We start from the raw sequence: 17,922 nt of genomic DNA, 5'->3' as shown, positions 1-17,922 counted from the left end.
CGCTCGTCGCGATTTGGTCAGGAGCCGGTGACCGGTCATGTGAACGCGCCGGGGGTCACGGAACACTGACGGACGGCGTCGGCGTGGACGGTCAGCCACTGCTGTTGAGCGGTGAGTGGCAGGCGAAGGAAGCGGTTTTTGGCGTGCTGCTGCGCGGTGCCTCGTGGGATGAACAGGCTCTCGTTGCCCGCTGCCCATGCGACGAGTAGTTGGGCCATCGCGTGACCGCTGGTCTCGCGTCCCACGGCGCAGGAGTCAGCGCCGAGAGCTGCGATGGCGATGTCGATGCCTGCGCGGTCGTAATGGTCGGGGCTGGGGGCGTCGAGGGCGAAGGCGATCGCGCCGGGTGTGGGCTGACCGCCGACGCCTCGGGGGCGGTGCTCGACCCGGGTGATGGCGAACGGTGTGGATTCCAGTCGCTGGCCGATGGCCTGTGCTCGTTGTCTGATCGCCGAGATGCTGCTGGTAAAGGCGGGGTGGACGCAGACCTCGGGTGAGGAGCCAACGCAGGACCAGGTGATGTGGCGGTTCAGGGTGGTGAATCGGCCGTTCTCGCCGATCACGGTTGCGGTGCCGGCGACGACAAGTGCTGCCGACAGGGCAGCCGCTGGGATCACCGACCGCGCCGGGGAGCGGACCTTGATGGCGACCAGGGTGAGGGCCAGCAGACCGAGGCCAGTGAACCACAGGATCTGGCCTCGCATCGTCGGGGTGTGTGGCGTGTTGAACGGCAGGACGATCTCGACGGTGATCGGGAACAGCGCGTACGTGGTCCCGCTTTGCCCGAGGTTCAAGATGGTCGACAGGTAGGTGACCAGAGCCGCCACGAACGGGGTGAACCGGCCCGGCAGTAGGACACCAACGGCGTAGGCGACCGCGATCACGGCGGTGAACCCCATGCCGGCGGACGCCAGCCACCACCAGAATGGTCCACCCCACGTCGCTGAAGTTGCTGTGGGTAGCAGCGTTGCCGCCGTGACCAGGCCGTAGGCGGTGACGGCGCACGCCACCAGCACGCCGGCCTCGACCAGCGGAGCCTGCGCCGGATCCCGGCCTGCGAGAAGCCAGGCGTAGCGCGTGCCGCGACGCTGCGAACGCCCTCCCGCCCAGGCGGCGATGCCCGCACCCAGCGGAGCCATCAGTACCGGGGCGCTTGCCGCCGCGCCCGTGGCATACGACCAGACGGTGTCCGTGCTCAGCTGGGCGCGGGCCATGAACACGCCGACGGCCACCAGGACCGGAAGGGTCCACAAACCTGGTCCTCGGCGTAACTCGATACGGATCAGAGTCACACAGACACCACCCGCGAGCGATGCAGCGTGGCGAGGTAGCCGCGCTCCAGATCGCTGTCCCCGTCCCCTTCCGAACTGGCGAGGCTCTCCAGCCCTCCGACTGTTCCCGTGAACGCCACCGCACCACCGTGAAGAACCACGACGGTGTCCGCGACATGCCGGGCATCCTCCACCACGTGCGTACTGACCAGCACTGCCGCATCGCCGGCTAGCGTACGTAGAACGCGGCGCAATTCGATCCGTTGCTGTGGATCGAGACCAGCTGCCGGCTCGTCGAGGATGAGCAGCGCCGGCTCATGGACGATGGCGTGCGCGATACCCGCCCGGCGCAGCATGCCGCCCGACAGAATTCCCATACGGGAGCTGGCCTGATCGGTCAGGCCCATCAGCCCGACTGCCCGATCCACCTTCATGTCGAGATCCCGTCCCGAGACGCCCTTGAGCCATGCGGCGTAGGCAACGAATTCCCGGACGGTGTAGCCGGGATAGTGGGATACGACCTGCGGCAGGAACCCGACACGCGCCGCGACGGCCCGGAGACCGCCGCGACGCAGAACATCGCGACCGAGGACGTGGAGAGTTCCCGAATCTGGGCGTTTGAGGCCCACGATGGTGCTCAGCAGTGTCGTCTTGCCCGCGCCGTTTGGCCCGAGGAGGACCGTCACCCCGGCCGGAACGGTGACGTCAAGATCGTGAAAAACTTTACGTTTCCCGTATCGCTGCGTCAGTCCGCGCCCCACGACTGGGTCGTCCATCATGATCCCCGATCGGTTGGGTTCAGCAGGTGTTAACCAACAGGTTACCGGTGTCCACGTAGGTCGGGTGAGAGGTGAAGAACGAACGGCCGTAGTAGTTGGCGCTCCGTCCGCCGTCACAGCTACTCGTGCTGGCGATATAGAGGGTACCGGTATAGTAGTCGTCGTAGCTGGACACCACAGGGTCGGGCAACAGTGTCACGTTCCTCTTGATCTCGACGCGGAAGGTGCGAGTCGCCGACGAGGAGCACGAAGCGTTGTTCCACGCCGTCATATAGCCACCGCTCTGACTAAAGGCAGTGTTGCCCTGGGAGCAGCCCGGCGGGTCCGCCCATGCCGGACTAGCGACAATACCGTCAACTTAACGTGTCTGGCCTGGTCAGGACCCACAACCTGATCTTGGTGCGGGGTGGTAGGGGTTTCTTGTAGTCGTCTGTCTGGCGGGGGTAGCGGCGTCCGGGTTGGCGTTGTTGGCGGGCGAAGCTGCGGATGCGGGGCGTGGCCGGTAGGAGGTTGCGTTCGTCGGTGATCTCGTAGATGACGTCGGCGACCAGATCGGCCAGGTCGTCAGGGGGAAAAGGCCGCGTCGTCACTGACGTGACGCGCGGCTGCCTGCACGGTGCGGGTGAACGATATGCGGTCGGGGTCCAGGTCGGCGTGTTCGGCACCGGCGACGATCAGCGCGCGGATGGCCTGGTAGACGCAGAGCAATGCGTAGACCTCCTGGTAGACCAGGTCCGGGCGCCCGGACCGCGGGACGACCTCGGCGCCGCCGCGCAGCCGGGTCTCCACGTCACCGATCGCGGTCTCCAGGGTCCACCGCTCGTGGTAGAGCTCGGGGAAATCCCGCAGGGGGTAGGCGTCCGGGTCGAGCAGGGTGGTCACCAGGCAGAACAGTTCGCTGACCTCACGGTTGCCGTGCTCGTCCGGCTCGGATTCCACCGTGTACCCGATCACCCGGACGCTGATGCCGGGGATCTGCTCAGGGGGTACCTTCGTCTTGCGGCGGCGCAGCCGTCGTGCCTGTTGCGGGTCGGCGATCCTCGACACATACGAGCCGTCGGCCAGGACCTGCAGCACCGGCAGGTCCACCCCCGCCTTGACTCGCAGTACCGCGTGCGCGTTGGTGGCCACGATCGCGGTCAGGTCCTCGTACGACAGGAAGTTACGGTCGGCCACGACCACGTCCCCGGTTCCCAACCGTGGCCACAACGTGCGGGCCAGGTTCTGCTCCCCGGTGGCCAGCACGCCCACGGCGGCGCCTTGCAGGCAGCGGGTACCGACCTCGGCCAGCGCCACCACCCGGACCTGCGGATACCCCACCGGTCCGGCCGAGTTCGAGGGCATCCCGAAACGCGCCACGTTCTCCGGCGTCCGAGCCACATTCATGGTGAACCCGTCGGCGGCCAGCTTCCGCAACCCATGGAAGTACGCCCACGGCGCCGCGGCCGCGTCGGTCACCATCGGCCGCATCGAGGTCGCCAACACCCCCTGCATCGCCTCCGGCCCCAACCGCACCCTGGCCTTGGCCAGCGCCGCCGCCGACGGCTGCATCCCCACCTGCCGCCGCATCCGGTACCGCCGGGCCCACGACAGCCCACCCAGCAGCTTGTTCCACACCTCCACGTACGCGCTGTCGAGAAACAACACGCACGCCATCACGTAGTACGCCATCAACCGAGCCGGCAGCAGCCGATGCCGCTGCTCCCGCGCATCCCACTCCTCGATCGCCAGATCCACCGACTCCGGCGGGAACGCCGCCGTCAACACCCCGACCCCCACCAGATCCGGCAACCGAACCCGCGACCCCGCCTTGACCTGACCAGCCCTCGCCACGAGCAGAGATCATAGACCGCCCCACACTAAGTTAACGGCATTGGGACTAGCGACCGCCAGGACCGACAACCCCAGAGCTCCCGCCAAAACGGCTCCGACCAATCGCCTCATACGATTCTCCAAATCCTCGTTCCAGGATGACCAACGAACGCATCGACAGCGGCTAGCCGAATTCACTACACCACTCCCCAACGCCCAGGGTCAATGCGCCACCCCGTCACAGACAGTCATTCGGAGAACTCTCAACTCATCCAAATTCCGAATTTACTTACAGAAATCAGCAAGAAATTTCCGAATCGGACAAATTTCTTCGGCCGGACGCTCGACACCTGAAGAAATGATCTTCAGAGTAGTGACGGATTCCTGAATGGTTCCACCAGGGCGCAGGCTCCCACGCCGCACCCCGGCCGCCACGGCTGTCGCATTTTTACCTATTTTCGATGCGCAACGCGCACTGGGCAGCCCTCGACGGCGGCTCGGCTGCCGGGCGGGGCACTCCCGAAGGGATGCCCCGCCACACGCGCGTTGGTCTCTATCCGTTGCTGCGTCTCGTCTGCCGTCGACGTCGGCCGAGTAGCGCCGCCACGGTGGCGCGCTGCGCGTCTGCGAGCGGCGGCCACTGGTCGACGTTGGCGGTCACGTGGGCCATCAGTGCCTGGTCGCGGAGGATGGCGCGGAGTGCCGCGAGTTCGGGGTCGTCGGTGTCGCGGGGCGCGGCCATCGCGGCGAGGCGTGCCCGCATGATCGCTTTCACCTCGGACGGGTCGCTGTCCTGCTCGTGGTCGTGGTTGGGTGGGGTTGGCGGGTCCGGTCGGCTGATGCGGGCTGTTGTTCGGGTGCGGGGGTGGAGGGGTGGCCAGCGGTAACGCCCCCCTGGCGTTGGGCTGGCCGGTCGGGTGGTCGGCGGGGGTGGGGTCGCCGTCTTGGCCGGGAGAGGCCAGGTCCGGCGACCGGTCGCCTGGTGGGCGACGGCGTGGGTCAGGTGTCGTCTGGCTTGTGGCCATCGTCCTCCACGGTCGGTTCCGCTGGTTTCCGGTTCACTGCGGTCATCGCTTTTCGCCTTTCCTTCAGTTGAGAATGACGCGAGGGCGTTACCACCCGCGCTACCCGTAGCCCTCGGTGACAGCCGTTTCCGGCACGAGGCGACACGGGAAAACAAAGCCCGACACAGGCCGGGACAATAGGGTGTGACGAAATGCACAGATCAGTTGCGAGGCATTCGGGTCGAGGCGTTACCAGGTGCTCGTAGGCGTTACCGCCCCGGCTGGCGTTACGGGGCTACCGGTAGCGCCCGGACCGCCGGGGCGATGGGTGTTACCGGCACGCCGGCACCGGTCCCGCCTCCGTCGGAGCGGTCGGCGGCGCCCCTGCGACACGCTCGTGGTGCGTAAGTAGTCCCAAGTCTCGTGGGGTTGGGCGACGCGGTTTGTGGGCATGCTGATGGTCGGCGTGGCCGGGTGTGGCGTCGCCGTCGCGGTGGTCGGTGTGGGTGTCAGCCGGTCGGGGGTGGCTGGGCCCAGGTGTGCAGGTCGGCGGGGGACGCGGTCCAGGGCAGGAATCGTTGGAGGTCGGGGCCGGTCAGGGGTCTGCCGCCGTTGCGACCGCAGGCGTCGAGGTAGGCGGTGAGGTAGGTCAGGACGTTGAGGCCGGCCTGTTCGGCGGTGGCGGTGACGGTCCAGACGGTCGCGGCGAGGCGCGCGGCGTCGTCGGTGCGGGAGCCGTAGGCGTTCTTGCGGGTGATGACGGGCCGTCGCAGTGCCCGCTCGGACGTGTTGTTGTCCAGGCTGATCATCGGGTAGTCGCGGTGCGCGGTCAGGCCGTCCCACTCGCGGTCCAGGGTGGCCAGGGCCTTCTTCGCGGGTTGTTGCAGGCCGGGGCTGGCCATCTGGGCCTGCCGGGCGGTGTCGATCGCCTGCAGGGCGGTGTCCCAGGCGGTGTACGCGTCGTCCAGCCGGGTCGCCGCCGTCCCTGCGGCGGCCGTGGATGCGTTCCACGCGTCGGTCAGCTCGTCGTGGGCGTGGTACAGGGCCTTGATCCGGTCCAGCCAGTCTCGGGTCCAATACGCCAGTTGGGTCGGGTTCGCGTCCCCGGGAGCCTGTCCGAATTTCTGTGTAACGCCCTATCCTGTCCAACTATCGGGCATCGATGGGGATACGGTTCGGGAAGAACAGGTCCAACGCGTTGAGGGCCTGTTTCCAGCCGTGCACGCCGGCGCCTTCGACCAGCCGTGGCGGCGCGGTGCGGGAGTTCGCGGGTCTACCGGCCTCGGCGGCGCGTTGCCGGGCGCGTTTGTCCTCGATGTCGGCGATCGCGAGCCAGATCAGCTTGATCACGGCGTCGTCGGTGGGGAAATGCCCACGGTTCTTGATGATCTTCCGGATCTGGTAGTTGAAACTCTCGATCGCGTTGGTGGTGTAGATGATCCGGCGGACCTCGGGCGGGAACGCCAGGAACGGAGTGAACCGATCCCACGCCCGTTCCCAGACCGCGACCGCGGCCGGGTACCGCCTACCGAGCGGGCTGTCGGCGAAACCGAGCATCGCGGTCTCGGCCGCCTCCACCGTCGGAGCGGTGTAGATGTCCTTCAACGCGGCGGCCATCACCCTACGGTCCTTGTAGGACACGAACTTCGTCGCCGCCCGGATCAGATGCACCACACACGTCTGCACGGTGGTGTGCGGCCACACCGCCTCGATCGCCTCGGGCAGACCGGTCAACCCGTCACAGCAGGCGATCAGCACATCACGCACCCCACGGTTACGCAGCTCGGTGCAGACCTGCATCCAGAACTTCGCCCCCTCGGTCTGCTGCACCCAGATACCGAGGACGTGCTTGACCCCGTCGGTGTTGACCCCCACGACGAGGTAACAGGCCTTGTTACGGACCTGGGCGCCGTCGCGGACCTTCACCATCAACGCGTCGACGTAGACGATCGGGTACACCTCGTCCAACGGCCGGTGCTGCCACGCCTTCACCTCCTCCAGAACTTCGTCGGTGATGGTGGAGACCGTGTCGGGTGACACCTCGGTGCCGTAGACCCGCTGCAGGTGGTGACAGATGTCGCGGACCGTCATCCCACCCGCGTACAGGCTGATGATCACGTCCGACAGGCCACCGAGCCGGCGGGCGTTCTTCGGCACCAGCATCGGGGTGAACGTGCCCGCCCGGTCCCGGGGCACCTTCACATCGACCGGGCCGATCTCGGTCTGCACCGTCTTCGCGGTCGACCCGTTACGCGAGTTACCCGAGCCGTTACCCGACGCGTCACGACGGGCGTAGCCCAGATGCTCGGTCAACTCGGCCCGCAGCCCCCGTTCCAGAACGGCGCGTACCAGCTCGGACAGGAACCCGCCCGGCCCGGTCAGCCGCAACCCGTCACCCTTGACCTGGGCCAGCAACGCGTCCAGGGCCTGCTTGTCGATCAGATCCGCCACCGCCCGGCGGGCCGCCTCACGCGCCGCCGCCTCGTCCGGCACCGCCGCCGCCAGAGGCAGCCGCGGCCCGTCAGCGGCGATCCGCCGCGTCAACGCCGCGACCTCCGCGTCGGCATCGACGCCGGAGTCGTACTGCTCCACCGTTGAAAGTGTCATCGAAACTGGTCCTCACTGTGTCGACCGGCTACCCACCGGTCATAACGGACTTCTACTGACATCCGTTACACAGATCTCCCTACAGGCCCGTCCCCGGCGCGCACGAAGTACCGGCGGACATGGGCCCAGCAGTACAGGTTGGTCAGGCCGTCGGTCCTACGCCCGGCCGAGGCGTAGACGGTGTAGAAGTCGCTGGAGACGACCAGCCGCCGTGGCCCACCATCAGCGTGCGGGGTCAGCTGTCCGGTGGCGGTGTCGATCCCGGCGTGGCGGGCCAAAACAGCGCCGGCGCGGGTCGGGTCCATCACGAAACAGGTGGTGTCCGCGCCGATGAACACCCACAGCCACCAGCGGGCCGGCCCGTCACCACCATCGGGGGTGAACACGTGCCACGACGTCTCGTCGGCGTGCGGATGCCACGAATCACGGGACCGGGCGACAATCCGCTCCTCCAACGGCGCCAGCAACGTCCCGGCGGCCGCGCAGGTCCCGACCAACGTCGAGGAGCTGACCTCGGCGCCCTGGCGTGCCAGCCCGGCGATCAGGGAGTTCTGGGAGCGCCCGGCCACGAACCGTTCGACCAGCAGCATCGCGATGAACCCGTTACTGAACCGGCCCTTGCCGACCGCTTTCGGCGGGCCCGGCGCGGTCACCGTCCTCGCCCCGGCACACCGGCACCGCCGCCGGTACCGGCGCCGACGGTGCACCACCACCCGCACCGTCACCCGCCAATCGACCTGCTCGAAGGCGTGATCGTCGAACGCCTCGAACCGCGACGAACAGTCCGGGCAGCAGTACCCGCCCCCGGCGAAGTCCCACACCACCTCCACCCGCGGCAGATGCGAGTAATCCCTGCGACCGGCCCGCCCTCCCGGCCCCCGCCGCGGTGCCCTCTCCCGCTCACGCTCGCCAGGCTCACCGCCATACCCCGCCTGGCCGTCACCGTCGCCCGCCGTCGGCTGCGGCCGAACCCGCTCCGACGAACGCCCGAACACCAACCGCTGCAACACCGCCAACTCCGCCGACACCCGCTCCAACTCGGCCTCACGCCGCACATCACGTTCCCGCAACCGCTCGTTCTCCACCCGCAGCGCCGCGTTCTCCTCCCGCAACTGCCCGGCCAACCGCTCCCACCGCTCGTTGGCCTCCACCACCCGAGCCAGCGCAGACCTCAACCCCGCGTCAGCATCCGCCTCCACCGAAGCACCAACCGAGACCGTCACGGCCGCAAATCAACACCACCACGGCTGCCGGAGCACGCACCAACTGTCCGACTACACAAAGTCACCCACGGGAACTGGGACTACTTACGACGACCCGGGTCTTGCCGCAAGACCACCTATGCGCTATATGTTGATAGTGGCGGCAGTAAGGGAGCAAATTTAGTCCCCCTGGCCACCAAGCCCAACGGGTGCCGCTGACCCGTCGTCCGCTTCGATGGTGACGGCGCAAGGTTCCTACCGCTGGTAGCATTGGCCGTATGGCTGTCGAACCGCTCCCACCGGGCGCGGGCGACCCTGCGGATCGCCTGCGTCTGATGCTCCCGGAAGTCCTGGAGGCGATTCGTGACCCTGGGGCAGCGTCGCCCGACCTGCTGGCTGAGTTGGAAGCAGCCGTCGTGGGCGAGGCGTCCGGCGCTGGCCGCAGGCTCCGGCTGGTCGGCCGCGCACGCAAAGTGAGTGTGTCGATGCCAGAAGACTTGACTATCGCCGTGCAGCAGCGGGTGGGCCGGGGGGAGTTCAGCCAGTACGTGACTGAAGCGGTCGCTCGACAGCTTGAGTCGGATCTCATCGGGGAGCTTTCGGATCTCCTCCGCTCGGAGCACGGACCTGTGCCACCTGACGCGTTGGACGAGGCGAGGGCGTCATGGCCAGACGGGCGGTAGGAACAGGCGGCACGCTGGTACTCGACAGCGAAGGCCTGGTAAAGCTCGCACAGGGCGACAACAAGTCGAGGGCCTTCCTGGAGGCGGCCCGGGAACGCGGCGCCAGGGTCGTGGCGAGTGCTGTCACGCTGACGGAGGTCCTTCGAGGTGGGCCGCGTGATGCCCGCCTCCACAGGGTGCTGTCGAGGATCGTGGTGCAGCCGGTGAGCCCGCAGATCGGCAGGCGGGCAGGTGAACTTCTCGGAGCGACCGGGCTGTCGGGGCACCGTTGTGCCATCGACGCGGTGGTTGCCGTTACCGCTTTGGAGATGCCGCGTCCCGTCGTGCTGCTGACCAGCGACCCGGACGACATGAACCGCCTCGTCGAGGAGCTGGACCGGCCGAAGGAGCAGCGGGTCGTGGTGGTGCACGTCTGACGGCTCACGTCGCGCCGCAGATAGATCACCTGGGCTCCGCGCGCCGAGGCGTCACACCGGTGGCGAAGTCAGTGGGCCACGGTCAGGCCGGCGACGACCGCCGTCACGGTTGCGATGTCGTCCTGGTCAGGTTCGGGCCGGCGACCAGGCAGGCGATGCTGCCCAGCACGGCCACCCCGGCCAGCAGCAGCATCGCCGCGCGGGCCGCCCCGATGGTGACGACCTCGCCGATCTGATTGTGCAGCAGGGCACCGACGGCCGCGGCGCCCAGCATCGAACCGATCTGCAACGAGGTGATCAGCACCCCGGACGCGGCGCCGGCCTGCTGCTGTTCGACGTCGGACAACGCGACCACCGCCAGCGGGGTGAACAGGAAAGCGTTGCCGACACCGATGACGCACATCGGGGCGACGAACGCCGTCCACGTCGCACCGTCGCGCATCTCGACCGCGGCCCACGCCATGCCGGCGACGGTGGCCACCGCCCCGACCAGCAGCAGGTAGCGTCCCTGGACCCGGTCGGCGAGTTTGCCGGCCACCGGGTCGAGCAGGGTGGAGAACAGTGACGCCGGCACGATCATCAGCCCGGCGGCCCACGCGTCGAGGCCGAGCACCTGCTGGAAGTACAGCGACAGCACCAGCACCAGGCCGATGACGGTGCCGGAGGTGGTCAGCGAGAAGCCGTTCATCAGCGGGAAGTTGCGCTGCCGGAACAGGGTGAACGGCACCAGCGGCTCCCGGTCCTGGCGGCGGCGCTGCTGCGCGAGGAAGGCCGCCACGCACACCCCGGACACGCCGAGCGTCGCCCAGATACCGGCGTTCCAGCCGTACCGTTCGCCCTGGCTGATGCCGAACGCCAGGCAGAACAACACCGCCGAGGCCAGCACCACACCGGTCACGTCGAGCCGGCGGCGGACGCGTTGCGCGACCTCGGGCAGCACGAGCCGGCCGACCACGAGCATCAGCAACCCGAGCGGTAGGTTCAGCCAGAAGATCCACCGCCAGTCGAGGGTGCTGACCAGCACCCCGCCGGCGGCCGGTCCGCTGATCGCGGCGATCCCGCCGACCGCGCCCCGGATGCCGAACGCCGTGCCCCGGCGGTCCGGTGGGAAGGCCTCCATCAGCAGGGCGAGGGTCTGCGGGGTGAGTAGCGCCGCGCCGAGACCCTGCACCGCGCGGGCAGCGATCAGCTGGCCGGGCCCCTGGGCCAGGCCCGCCGCGACACTGGCGGCGGTGAAGACGGCGACCCCGATCAGGAAGATCCGCCGACGGCCGTAGAGGTCACCGAGCCGGCCGGCAGTGATCAGAGCCATCGCCAGCAGGAAGATGTAGGCGCTCAGCGACCACACCACCTGGTCGGCCGACGCGTCGAGGTCGGCCATGATGCTGGGTACCGCGACGGCGAGCACCGCCACGTCGAGCTGGGTGAGGAAGTACGCCAACGACAGGACGGCCAGCACCGCCCACGGGTTGCCGCGCAGTCTGGTCAACAGCTTCGGCTCGCTCACGGTCGTCATCCGGTCGGCTCCAGCCAGATCATCGGGGGGATCTTGTTGGTGCGGTCCACCCGGCGCAGCCGCGGCACCTGCTCGACGGCGACCGCCGTCGGGTGGTGCCGGGCGACGACGCCCAGATCGTAGAACTGGTGCAGCAGCCGGGTGCGTACCGCCGCCGGGTCGGCGTCCCCGGTGTAGTGCACGGTCACCGCGCTGACCGAGTGGCGTTCACCGGCGGCCCGCCGCAGCAGCAGCTGTGCGTCGCGTACCCCTGGTGCGGCGCGGACGATGTCCAGCACCGTACCGATGCCGACCAGCGCGCCGTGCAGCTTGATCGCGTCGTCGGCGCGGCCCAGCACCCGCAGCGCGTCCGGTCGGCCGCAGACACAGGTCGCCGCCGCGACCCGGTCGCCGAGCCGGTACCTTACGGTCGGCACCGTCCAGCCGTCACCCACTCTGGACAGCAGGGCGCCGGCGTCGTCGAGCTCGAGCACCTGGTCGGGCATCAGGTGTAGCACCGAGGGGTCGCAGGCCGGGGTGTTCGTGGCGATGACGTACGTTTCGACCGAGCCGTAGTTGCCCCATAGCTGGACCTGCGGGAACGCCTTCCGCACGATGGTCGCCTTCTCCTCGGTCCACGGCTCGGCCATCCAGATGATTTTTGCGATCGGGGTGGCCGCGCCCGCGTCGAGTACGCCCCGGGCCAGGTCGGCCAGGGCCGTCGGGGTGCCGGCGACCGCGTTGACGCCGAGCCGACGCAGGGTCGGCAGCCAGCCATCGACCTCCTCGGGGGTGATCGGACCGAACGGTGCCACGTCGGCGCCGCAGCGTCCGGCCAGCTCCTGCATGTAGTAGTGCGACGCCCACAGCCTTCCGGGGGTGAACAGGTTGAGCAGGAGGTCACCGCCGACCAGCGGTCGCCACTGCTGCAGCAGCCGGTCGATGGCCTGGTGGTACGCCACGTAGGTGAGCTTGGGCTGCCCGGTGGTGCCGCCGCTGGACAGCAGCAGTGCACCGGTCCGCCGGGTCACCGCGTGGGAGACGGCGAAGATCTCGTCCGGTCCGGTGACCGGCAGGTCGGCGAGTCCGGCGGCGGCGTCCGGCACGGCCGGGGCACCGGCGGCGGCGTTACGTCGGGCCTGGTCGCGCAGCGCGTCCCAGGGCACCGCGCCGATCATCCCTGCCGCCGACGCGGCTGGTCGTCGCCAGCGGCGTGCCACCGGGCGAATCCGGCCAGGTACGCCTCGAACCGGGCCCGCACGATCGCCCGGGCGGCGGCGTCCTGCTCGGGAATGCCGTTGAACGCGACCGCGCCGTCGAGTTCGATCTCCGACACCCAGTGCCGCTCGCCGTCGAAGAGGAAGTCCAGAGTGAAGTACGGCGTGGGCAGCCGTTCGGCGACGTAGGCGACGGTGTCGGCGAGTTCCGGCGGCAGAGCGGAGTAGCCGCGTTCGTGCCGACCGCCGCTGGCCTTGGTGACGGCCAGGCAGTAGCCGTCCTTGTAGCCGTACAGCACGGTGTGCGCCTGCCCGTCGACGACGTACACCCGCTGTTCGCGTACCACCTTGAGGTAGGGCTGGGCGACCAGCGCGGTGTCCGAGCCACCGGCGAGTCCGATAAGGCCTTTCAGGTCGTGCATGTTGTGCACCACTGAGATGCCCAGGCCCATGCCCCAGTAGGCGGGTTTGACGATCAACGGGAACGGCAGCGCGGCGAGCGCGGCGTCGCTGCGCCCGGCCATCGCCTCCCGGCCGCTGCCCACCCGGACCGTCGGCAGCAGCGGGATCGGACTGCCGGCCAGGTGCACCACGCTGGCCAGCTTGTCCTCGCCGATGTAGGACAGCGCCGGTGGGATCGGCAGGTAGAAGCCGAGCCGTTCCAGAATGGTGAACAGGAACACCTGGTTGCACACGTCCTGGGTCTGGTGCGGCAGGGAGTACAGCGAGGTGACGAAGATGGTGTCGGCCGGGGTGACCGGCGCACCGTTCAGGTAGACCTTGGGCTGGCCCGGGTCGGTCGCGTCGACCGCGACTTCTTCGGGCTTGTTCACCGTGAACTCCAGGCCCAGGTCGGCGGCGATCTCCTGGTACGGCCCCCAGACCGCATCCTGCTCGGCCTGCCGCAGCCAGGCGGTGCCCCGGTCGGGGTAGATCCAGCTCAGGCGCCGCGCCGTACCGGGCGCGGCCGGGTGGTCGGTCAATGCCCTCTCCCTTGCGGTGTGGTGCGGGTTCGCGTCGGCGGGTCCGGGCGGACGACGGTGCCCGGCGGATGATTCAGGTAGCCACCGGGTGGTCGACGAAGGCCGACACGAGGTCCACGAACCGGTCAGGTTCCTCGATGAACGGCAGGTGGCCGCTGCCGGGGAACACCTCCAGCCGGGACGCCGGTATCGCCGAGCGCAGCCACCCGCCGACCTCGCCGGGGTAGACCTGGCTGTGCGCTCCGTGGACGAGCAGCGTCGGTACGCTGATCCGGCGCAGCCGGTCACGCCAGTCCACGGTGAGCGCCTCGGCGAGTAGCGCCCGTACGGCGTCCGGGTCGCACCGGCGGGTCTGGTCGATGAGGTCGGCCAGCGTCGTCGGGTCGGGGTCGGTGCCGGCGGCGAACGAGCCGCGGACCAGTCCGGCGGCGAAGGCGGGGTAGTCGTCGGTCACGCTGGCCAGGACGGCGTCGGCTCCGGCGGCGTCGAGGCTGCCGAAGGCCCCGTACGGCCAGTCGTCGTCGCACAGCAGCCGTGGCGTCTGTTCGACCGACACCAGGGCCCGGATCCGCGCGGCCCCGAACCGCTCCAGGTAGCCGTAGGCCACGGTCGCGCCGAGCGACCAGCCCAGCAGGGTGACGCCGGCCAGGTCGAGCTCTTCGATGGTGGTGTGCAGGTCCTCGGCGGCGCGGGTGAGGCTGGCCGGTCGGTCGGCTGTGGCGTTGTCGCCGTGTCCGGGTAGTTCGACGACCACCACCCGGTGCCGGGTGGCGAGCCGGGCCACCGCGGCGGAGAAGAACTCGGCGGTGGCGGCCAGCCCGGGCACCATGACCAGGGCCGGTCCGTGACCGCCCGTGACCAGCGCCGGTCCGTGACCGCGGTCCAGGTGCCGGGTCATCGGCTGCCTCCGACCAGTCCGAGTCGCGTGCGGAGCAACGGTTTGTCGATTTTGCCGACCGGGGTACGGGGCATCGCGGCGACGGCGTGCGCCGAACCGGTCAGCCCGTGCCCGGAGAGCAGTTCCTCGACGGCCTTGACGGCCTCGTCGCCGGAGTGCCCGTCGGCGGCGACGACCGCCACGGCGACCGCGTCGCGGTAGTCGCCGGGGTGCACGGCCAGACTGACGGCCTGCGCCACCGCCTCGGCCGTGGCGAGTTGCTCGTCGAGCACCGGTGCCAGCATCGGCCCGTCCCGGGTGGCCAGCGTCTCGGACACCCGGCCCAGGATTCGGTAGCCGCCCTGCGGGGTGCGTTCGGCCACGTCCCCGGTCCAGAACTCGGGCGTGCGGAAGGTACGGGCGTTTGCCTGTGGCGCGTCGACGTACCCTTCGCTGGTGCAGTCCGAATAGAGCACCAGCTCCCCGACGTCGGGGTGACCGGGCACGAAGGTTTCCAGCCGGGTGCCGACGCCACGGACCGGGACCATGGCGGTGTCGGTCTGCGGTACGTCGTCCATGTTGCCCAGCGCCAGGCCGAACTCGGTCGAGCCGTAGATTTGCCGGATGTGTATGCCGAGTACGTCGGCGGCGTCCCGGACGATCGTCGGGCTGAGATAGGCACCACCGCACAGCGGGCGGCGCAGCGCCGACAGCGGGAACCGGCCCTGGTGCCGGGCGGCGGCGACCAGATCGGCGTAGTGCTGCGGCAGGGCGCTGGTCACGGTCGCCTGGTGGGCGGCCAGTTGGGCCAGCAGCGTGCCGTCCGGTGCGTGCGGGTCGGCGAGCACCAGTTGTGCGCCGGACAGCAGCGCCGCGAACACGTGCAGGTCGGTGGCGTGTGCCACGTCGAGGGTGTGGCGGCAGAAGAAGACGTCGTCGGGGCGGATCCCGGTGTCGGCCAGCCAGCGGCGTCGTTCGGTGACGAAGCGGTCCTGCCGCCAGGCCATCATCTTCGGGAAGCCGGTCGAGCCAGAGGTCCACAGTAGTCGGAAGACGGTAGCCGCTGCGGCGGTGGAGTCTGCGGTGTTGCCCGCGGTGGGCTCCGGCCAGGGTGTCGCGGCGGTCAGTGTGTCGAGGTCGACCGTGGCCGGTCCGTCGGCAGGGATCCGGCGGTGTCCGTCGGTGACCAGCAGTGCGGGACGGGCCCGGTCGAGAGCCGTCCGTACCCCGGCGTCGTCGAAGTTCGCCATCAGCGGTACGTAGCGGGCACCGAGCCGAGCCACCGCCAGGATCAGGCAGACGTAGCCGATGCCGTTGCGCAGCACCACGGCGACGGTGTCGCCGGCCGCCACGCCGCGGGTGGCGAGTCCGGCGGCGACCCGGTCGGTCATCTCGACGAGCTCGCGGTATGTCACGGCCGCGTCGTCGGTGGTGCACACCGCCACGGCGTCGGGTCGACGGCCGGCCATGTCACGGACGGCCTGGTAGAGCCCGGCAGCGGTCACGGCGCCAGCCATCCGGCGTAGGTGGCGAACCGCCAGTCCTTGGCCAGGCAGTCCACGGTGTCGAAGCCGGCGTCGCGCAGCCAGCCGAGTTGGGTTTCGACATCGATGCAGATGTCGTGCTTCATCCGTTCGCGGCCTGCCGCCCATTCGTCGGCGGGTGTTCCGGCGGCGTGTACGTGGCTTTCGTGTTGCCGGTCGTACATTTCCTCCAGTCGCGGCGCGGGCGCGAGGACCTGCTCGACGTTGACGAAGATCCCACCCGACCGCAGAATGGCGGGAAGGCGACCGAACAGCGCTTGTTTATCGTGGTGCTCGAGGTGGTGGATCGCCAGGCCGGAAACGACTGCGTCGTACGGTCCTGTCGGCAACGGATCCATCAGTCCCTGAACCGCGAAACTGGCTCGGCCGTCGCCGTCAAACCGTTGTCTGGCCTGCGCGAGCATCCGTTCCGAATGGTCGATGAGAGTGATGGTCGCATCCGGGATGCGGGCGAGTAGGGCGGCGCTGAGTAGCCCGGTTCCCGCGCCCAGGTCCAGGATCTGTGGCCGGCTCGGCACCGACATCTGCACGGCACTGGATGCGCTGCCGTACAACAGGTCGAACGACGGGATGAGTTGGCGCCGCAGCGCATCGTAGGTGGCTGGATTCCACAGCTCGAAAGACACGATGATCCCCCGTGGTTCACCAGGCGGCGCTTTTGTGGCGCTGGCGTCGGATGCTGGGCAAACTGTGGTTTGCTGAGCCGGCACATTGTCAGATGCTGATTCCGGTGGTGTCCGCATCTGCGTGAGGTGTCCGCATCTGCGTGCCGTCATCTGCTATTCAGAAGGTATCAAGGAGTGGCAGGGCAATGAAGAGAGCTGTCGATATCGAGGTGTGATGCTGGTCACATGGTCGATCATTCTGTCCGTTATTGACAAACTGTCGATCGTGTCAGGAATTGGCGTTTGTCAGGCTCTTTGGGCCACGATCAGGTCCCGGACGATCGCCTGGTCGACCCGGTGGGCGAAGCTGCCGTACCCCGGACCGTCGGCCACTTCCAGGCCCGCCTTGACCAGCAGCGCGGCCAGGTCGTCGCGGGCGGCGACCAGGGTGTTCCAGGAGATGCCGAGCGCCCCACCGGGGCGCAGCAGCGCCACCCAACCCGGCAGCGCCTCAGCCAGCAGACCCAGCGGATCGCGGGTCAACCGGTCCGCCTGACCGCGGGTGCCGTGCTGCACCCCGTACGGCGCGTCGGTGACGATGGCGTCGAAGCTGCCGGCCCGGAACACCTCCCGGCTGCGGCGGGTGTCGGCGTGCACCATCGTCAGGTCGACGGTCCGCCCGGCCCGGTGGTCGTCCTTGCTGGCCGCCAGGGTGACCGCCAGCCGCCGGCCCAGCACGGCCCGGTTGCGCCGCACCAGTGCGATCTCGGCCGAGTGCTTGAGCCGCTTGTGCTTCAACCAGGTACGGATGAAGTTGGCGTACACCTCGAAGTCCTTGCCGTCGATCTCCACCCCGGCGGCGTGCCAGCCGTACATCATCGCCTGGTTGAGCGTGGTGCCCCGGCCGCACATCGGATCGAGGACCCGCAGCGGCGGCGAGTCCGGGCCGAGCGGCCCGGCCGCCGCCCCGGCGGCAACGGCGGTCCCGCCGGTGCCGATGGTCCCAGCCGTGCCGACCCGGTCAGCGGTGGCCAGCACGGTCACGTTCAGCAGCAGCTTGGTGAACTGCTCGTTGGTCTTGCCGGCGTACTTCGGGATGGTGATCAGATCGCTGTCGAAACGGTCCCGGCCGGTCACCTCCAGTGGCCGCAGCAGGTCGCCGTCGCGGGCGAAGAACGCGTACCTGGCGGACAGGTTCGCCAGTACCGACAGGTCCCGGTCGGTCAGGTCGACGCCGGTGAAGGTGACGTACGGCAGCCCGCCGATCGTGGTGACCGCGACGTCGTCCACCCGGCCGCCGAGTGCCCGGTCGGCGAAGACACCCAGCTCGGCGGCGGCCAGCCCGACCGCCGACTCGGCGTACACCCGGTTCGCCGACGGGTGGATCAGCAGGGCGTACGAGGTCATCGGTGGTCCGTTCGGGTCGG

17 protein-coding genes are annotated in these 17,922 nt (G+C 69.1%); 1 reads left to right on the top strand and 16 read right to left on the bottom strand.

Annotated features, from left to right (window positions below):
• Positions 1–35: 35 nt before the first annotated feature.
• From O7543_RS10195 to O7543_RS10155, 9 genes are all read right to left on the bottom strand, one after another.
• A complete protein-coding gene (locus O7543_RS10195) occupies positions 36–1,253 on the bottom strand; it encodes a hypothetical protein (protein ID WP_281554048.1) in 1,218 nt (405 codons plus the stop codon).
• Between the two features lie 35 nt (positions 1,254–1,288).
• Complete coding sequence (locus O7543_RS10190) at positions 1,289–2,050, bottom strand: ATP-binding cassette domain-containing protein (RefSeq protein WP_281554049.1); 762 nt, start codon at positions 2,048–2,050, stop codon at positions 1,289–1,291.
• A gap of 19 nt (positions 2,051–2,069) precedes the next feature.
• Positions 2,070–2,321 carry a hypothetical protein gene (locus O7543_RS10185; RefSeq protein WP_281554050.1) on the bottom strand — a complete coding sequence of 84 codons (252 nt, stop codon included), beginning with the start codon at positions 2,319–2,321 and terminating at the stop codon, positions 2,070–2,072.
• 82 nt (positions 2,322–2,403) lie between these two features.
• Positions 2,404–2,640: a hypothetical protein gene (locus tag O7543_RS10180; RefSeq protein WP_281550650.1), complete on the bottom strand. Its 237-nt coding sequence runs from the start codon at positions 2,638–2,640 to the stop codon at positions 2,404–2,406.
• Positions 2,615–3,883, bottom strand: coding sequence for an IS4 family transposase (locus tag O7543_RS10175; RefSeq protein ID WP_281554051.1), 1,269 nt, complete (start codon positions 3,881–3,883; stop codon positions 2,615–2,617). Before O7543_RS10175 ends, O7543_RS10180 begins: the two co-directional genes overlap by 26 nt.
• A 532-nt stretch (positions 3,884–4,415) precedes the next feature.
• Positions 4,416–4,625 (bottom strand): hypothetical protein, encoded by a 210-nt coding sequence (locus O7543_RS10170; RefSeq protein ID WP_281554052.1) that lies wholly within the window; start codon positions 4,623–4,625, stop codon positions 4,416–4,418.
• 750 nt (positions 4,626–5,375) lie between these two features.
• On the bottom strand, positions 5,376–5,927 hold the full coding sequence (locus O7543_RS10165) for a transposase (protein ID WP_348650126.1): 552 nt from the start codon (positions 5,925–5,927) through the stop codon (positions 5,376–5,378).
• 88 nt (positions 5,928–6,015) lie between these two features.
• Positions 6,016–7,473 (bottom strand): IS256 family transposase, encoded by a 1,458-nt coding sequence (locus O7543_RS10160; RefSeq protein WP_281567392.1) that lies wholly within the window; start codon positions 7,471–7,473, stop codon positions 6,016–6,018.
• Positions 7,474–7,538: 65 nt separating this feature from the next.
• The gene (locus O7543_RS10155) at positions 7,539–8,627 is read right to left on the bottom strand and encodes a transposase (RefSeq protein WP_281567391.1); all 1,089 of its coding nucleotides are present in this window, start codon (positions 8,625–8,627) and stop codon (positions 7,539–7,541) included.
• 712 nt (positions 8,628–9,339) lie between these two features.
• Between O7543_RS10155 and O7543_RS10150 the strand changes: the two genes are divergently transcribed.
• Positions 9,340–9,774, top strand: coding sequence for a PIN domain-containing protein (locus O7543_RS10150; RefSeq protein WP_281554054.1), 435 nt, complete (start codon positions 9,340–9,342; stop codon positions 9,772–9,774).
• A 103-nt stretch (positions 9,775–9,877) separates the two neighbouring features.
• On the opposite strand, the gene O7543_RS10145 is transcribed toward O7543_RS10150, so the two are convergent.
• From O7543_RS10145 to O7543_RS10115, 7 genes are all read right to left on the bottom strand, one after another.
• Positions 9,878–11,290 (bottom strand): DHA2 family efflux MFS transporter permease subunit, encoded by a 1,413-nt coding sequence (locus O7543_RS10145; protein WP_281554055.1) that lies wholly within the window; start codon positions 11,288–11,290, stop codon positions 9,878–9,880.
• Positions 11,287–12,489: an AMP-binding protein gene (locus O7543_RS10140; protein WP_281554056.1), complete on the bottom strand. Its 1,203-nt coding sequence runs from the start codon at positions 12,487–12,489 to the stop codon at positions 11,287–11,289. Before O7543_RS10140 ends, O7543_RS10145 begins: the two co-directional genes overlap by 4 nt.
• A complete protein-coding gene (locus tag O7543_RS10135) occupies positions 12,444–13,469 on the bottom strand; it encodes a hypothetical protein (protein WP_281554057.1) in 1,026 nt (341 codons plus the stop codon). The genes O7543_RS10140 and O7543_RS10135 overlap by 46 nt, the downstream gene beginning before the upstream one ends.
• Before the next feature lie 73 nt (positions 13,470–13,542).
• Complete coding sequence (locus O7543_RS10130) at positions 13,543–14,367, bottom strand: alpha/beta hydrolase (RefSeq protein WP_281554058.1); 825 nt, start codon at positions 14,365–14,367, stop codon at positions 13,543–13,545.
• Positions 14,364–15,863, bottom strand: coding sequence for an AMP-binding protein (locus tag O7543_RS10125; protein ID WP_281554059.1), 1,500 nt, complete (start codon positions 15,861–15,863; stop codon positions 14,364–14,366). Before O7543_RS10125 ends, O7543_RS10130 begins: the two co-directional genes overlap by 4 nt.
• Entirely contained in the window at positions 15,848–16,516 is a 669-nt protein-coding gene (locus O7543_RS10120; RefSeq protein ID WP_281554060.1) for a class I SAM-dependent methyltransferase, read from the bottom strand. Before O7543_RS10120 ends, O7543_RS10125 begins: the two co-directional genes overlap by 16 nt.
• Before the next feature lie 285 nt (positions 16,517–16,801).
• Positions 16,802–17,902, bottom strand: coding sequence for an SAM-dependent methyltransferase (locus O7543_RS10115; protein ID WP_281554061.1), 1,101 nt, complete (start codon positions 17,900–17,902; stop codon positions 16,802–16,804).
• Positions 17,903–17,922: the final 20 nt, after the last annotated feature.

It is taken from the genome of Solwaraspora sp. WMMA2080, from assembly GCF_027497395.1.
Classification (GTDB): domain Bacteria; phylum Actinomycetota; class Actinomycetes; order Mycobacteriales; family Micromonosporaceae; genus Micromonospora_E.
Note: the sequence above shows the minus strand (reverse complement) of the source record. Positions and strands in the feature narration are given on the sequence as shown.

Excerpts from the sequence above, each read along its gene's own strand:
- O7543_RS10185 (WP_281554050.1), bottom strand. The coding sequence starts at position 2,321 with ATGACGGCGTGGAACAACGCTTCGTGCTCCTCGTCGGCGACTCGCACC.
- O7543_RS10130 (WP_281554058.1), bottom strand. The coding sequence starts at position 14,367 with ATGACCCGGCACCTGGACCGCGGTCACGGACCGGCGCTGGTCACGGGC.
- O7543_RS10170 (WP_281554052.1), bottom strand. The coding sequence starts at position 4,625 with ATGCGGGCACGCCTCGCCGCGATGGCCGCGCCCCGCGACACCGACGAC.
- O7543_RS10115 (WP_281554061.1), bottom strand. The coding sequence starts at position 17,902 with ATGACCTCGTACGCCCTGCTGATCCACCCGTCGGCGAACCGGGTGTAC.
- O7543_RS10145 (WP_281554055.1), bottom strand. The coding sequence starts at position 11,290 with ATGACGACCGTGAGCGAGCCGAAGCTGTTGACCAGACTGCGCGGCAAC.
- O7543_RS10150 (WP_281554054.1), top strand. The coding sequence starts at position 9,340 with ATGGCCAGACGGGCGGTAGGAACAGGCGGCACGCTGGTACTCGACAGC.
- O7543_RS10160 (WP_281567392.1), bottom strand. The coding sequence starts at position 7,473 with ATGACACTTTCAACGGTGGAGCAGTACGACTCCGGCGTCGATGCCGAC.
- O7543_RS10190 (WP_281554049.1), bottom strand. The coding sequence starts at position 2,050 with ATGATGGACGACCCAGTCGTGGGGCGCGGACTGACGCAGCGATACGGG.
- O7543_RS10125 (WP_281554059.1), bottom strand. The coding sequence starts at position 15,863 with ATGGCTGGCGCCGTGACCGCTGCCGGGCTCTACCAGGCCGTCCGTGAC.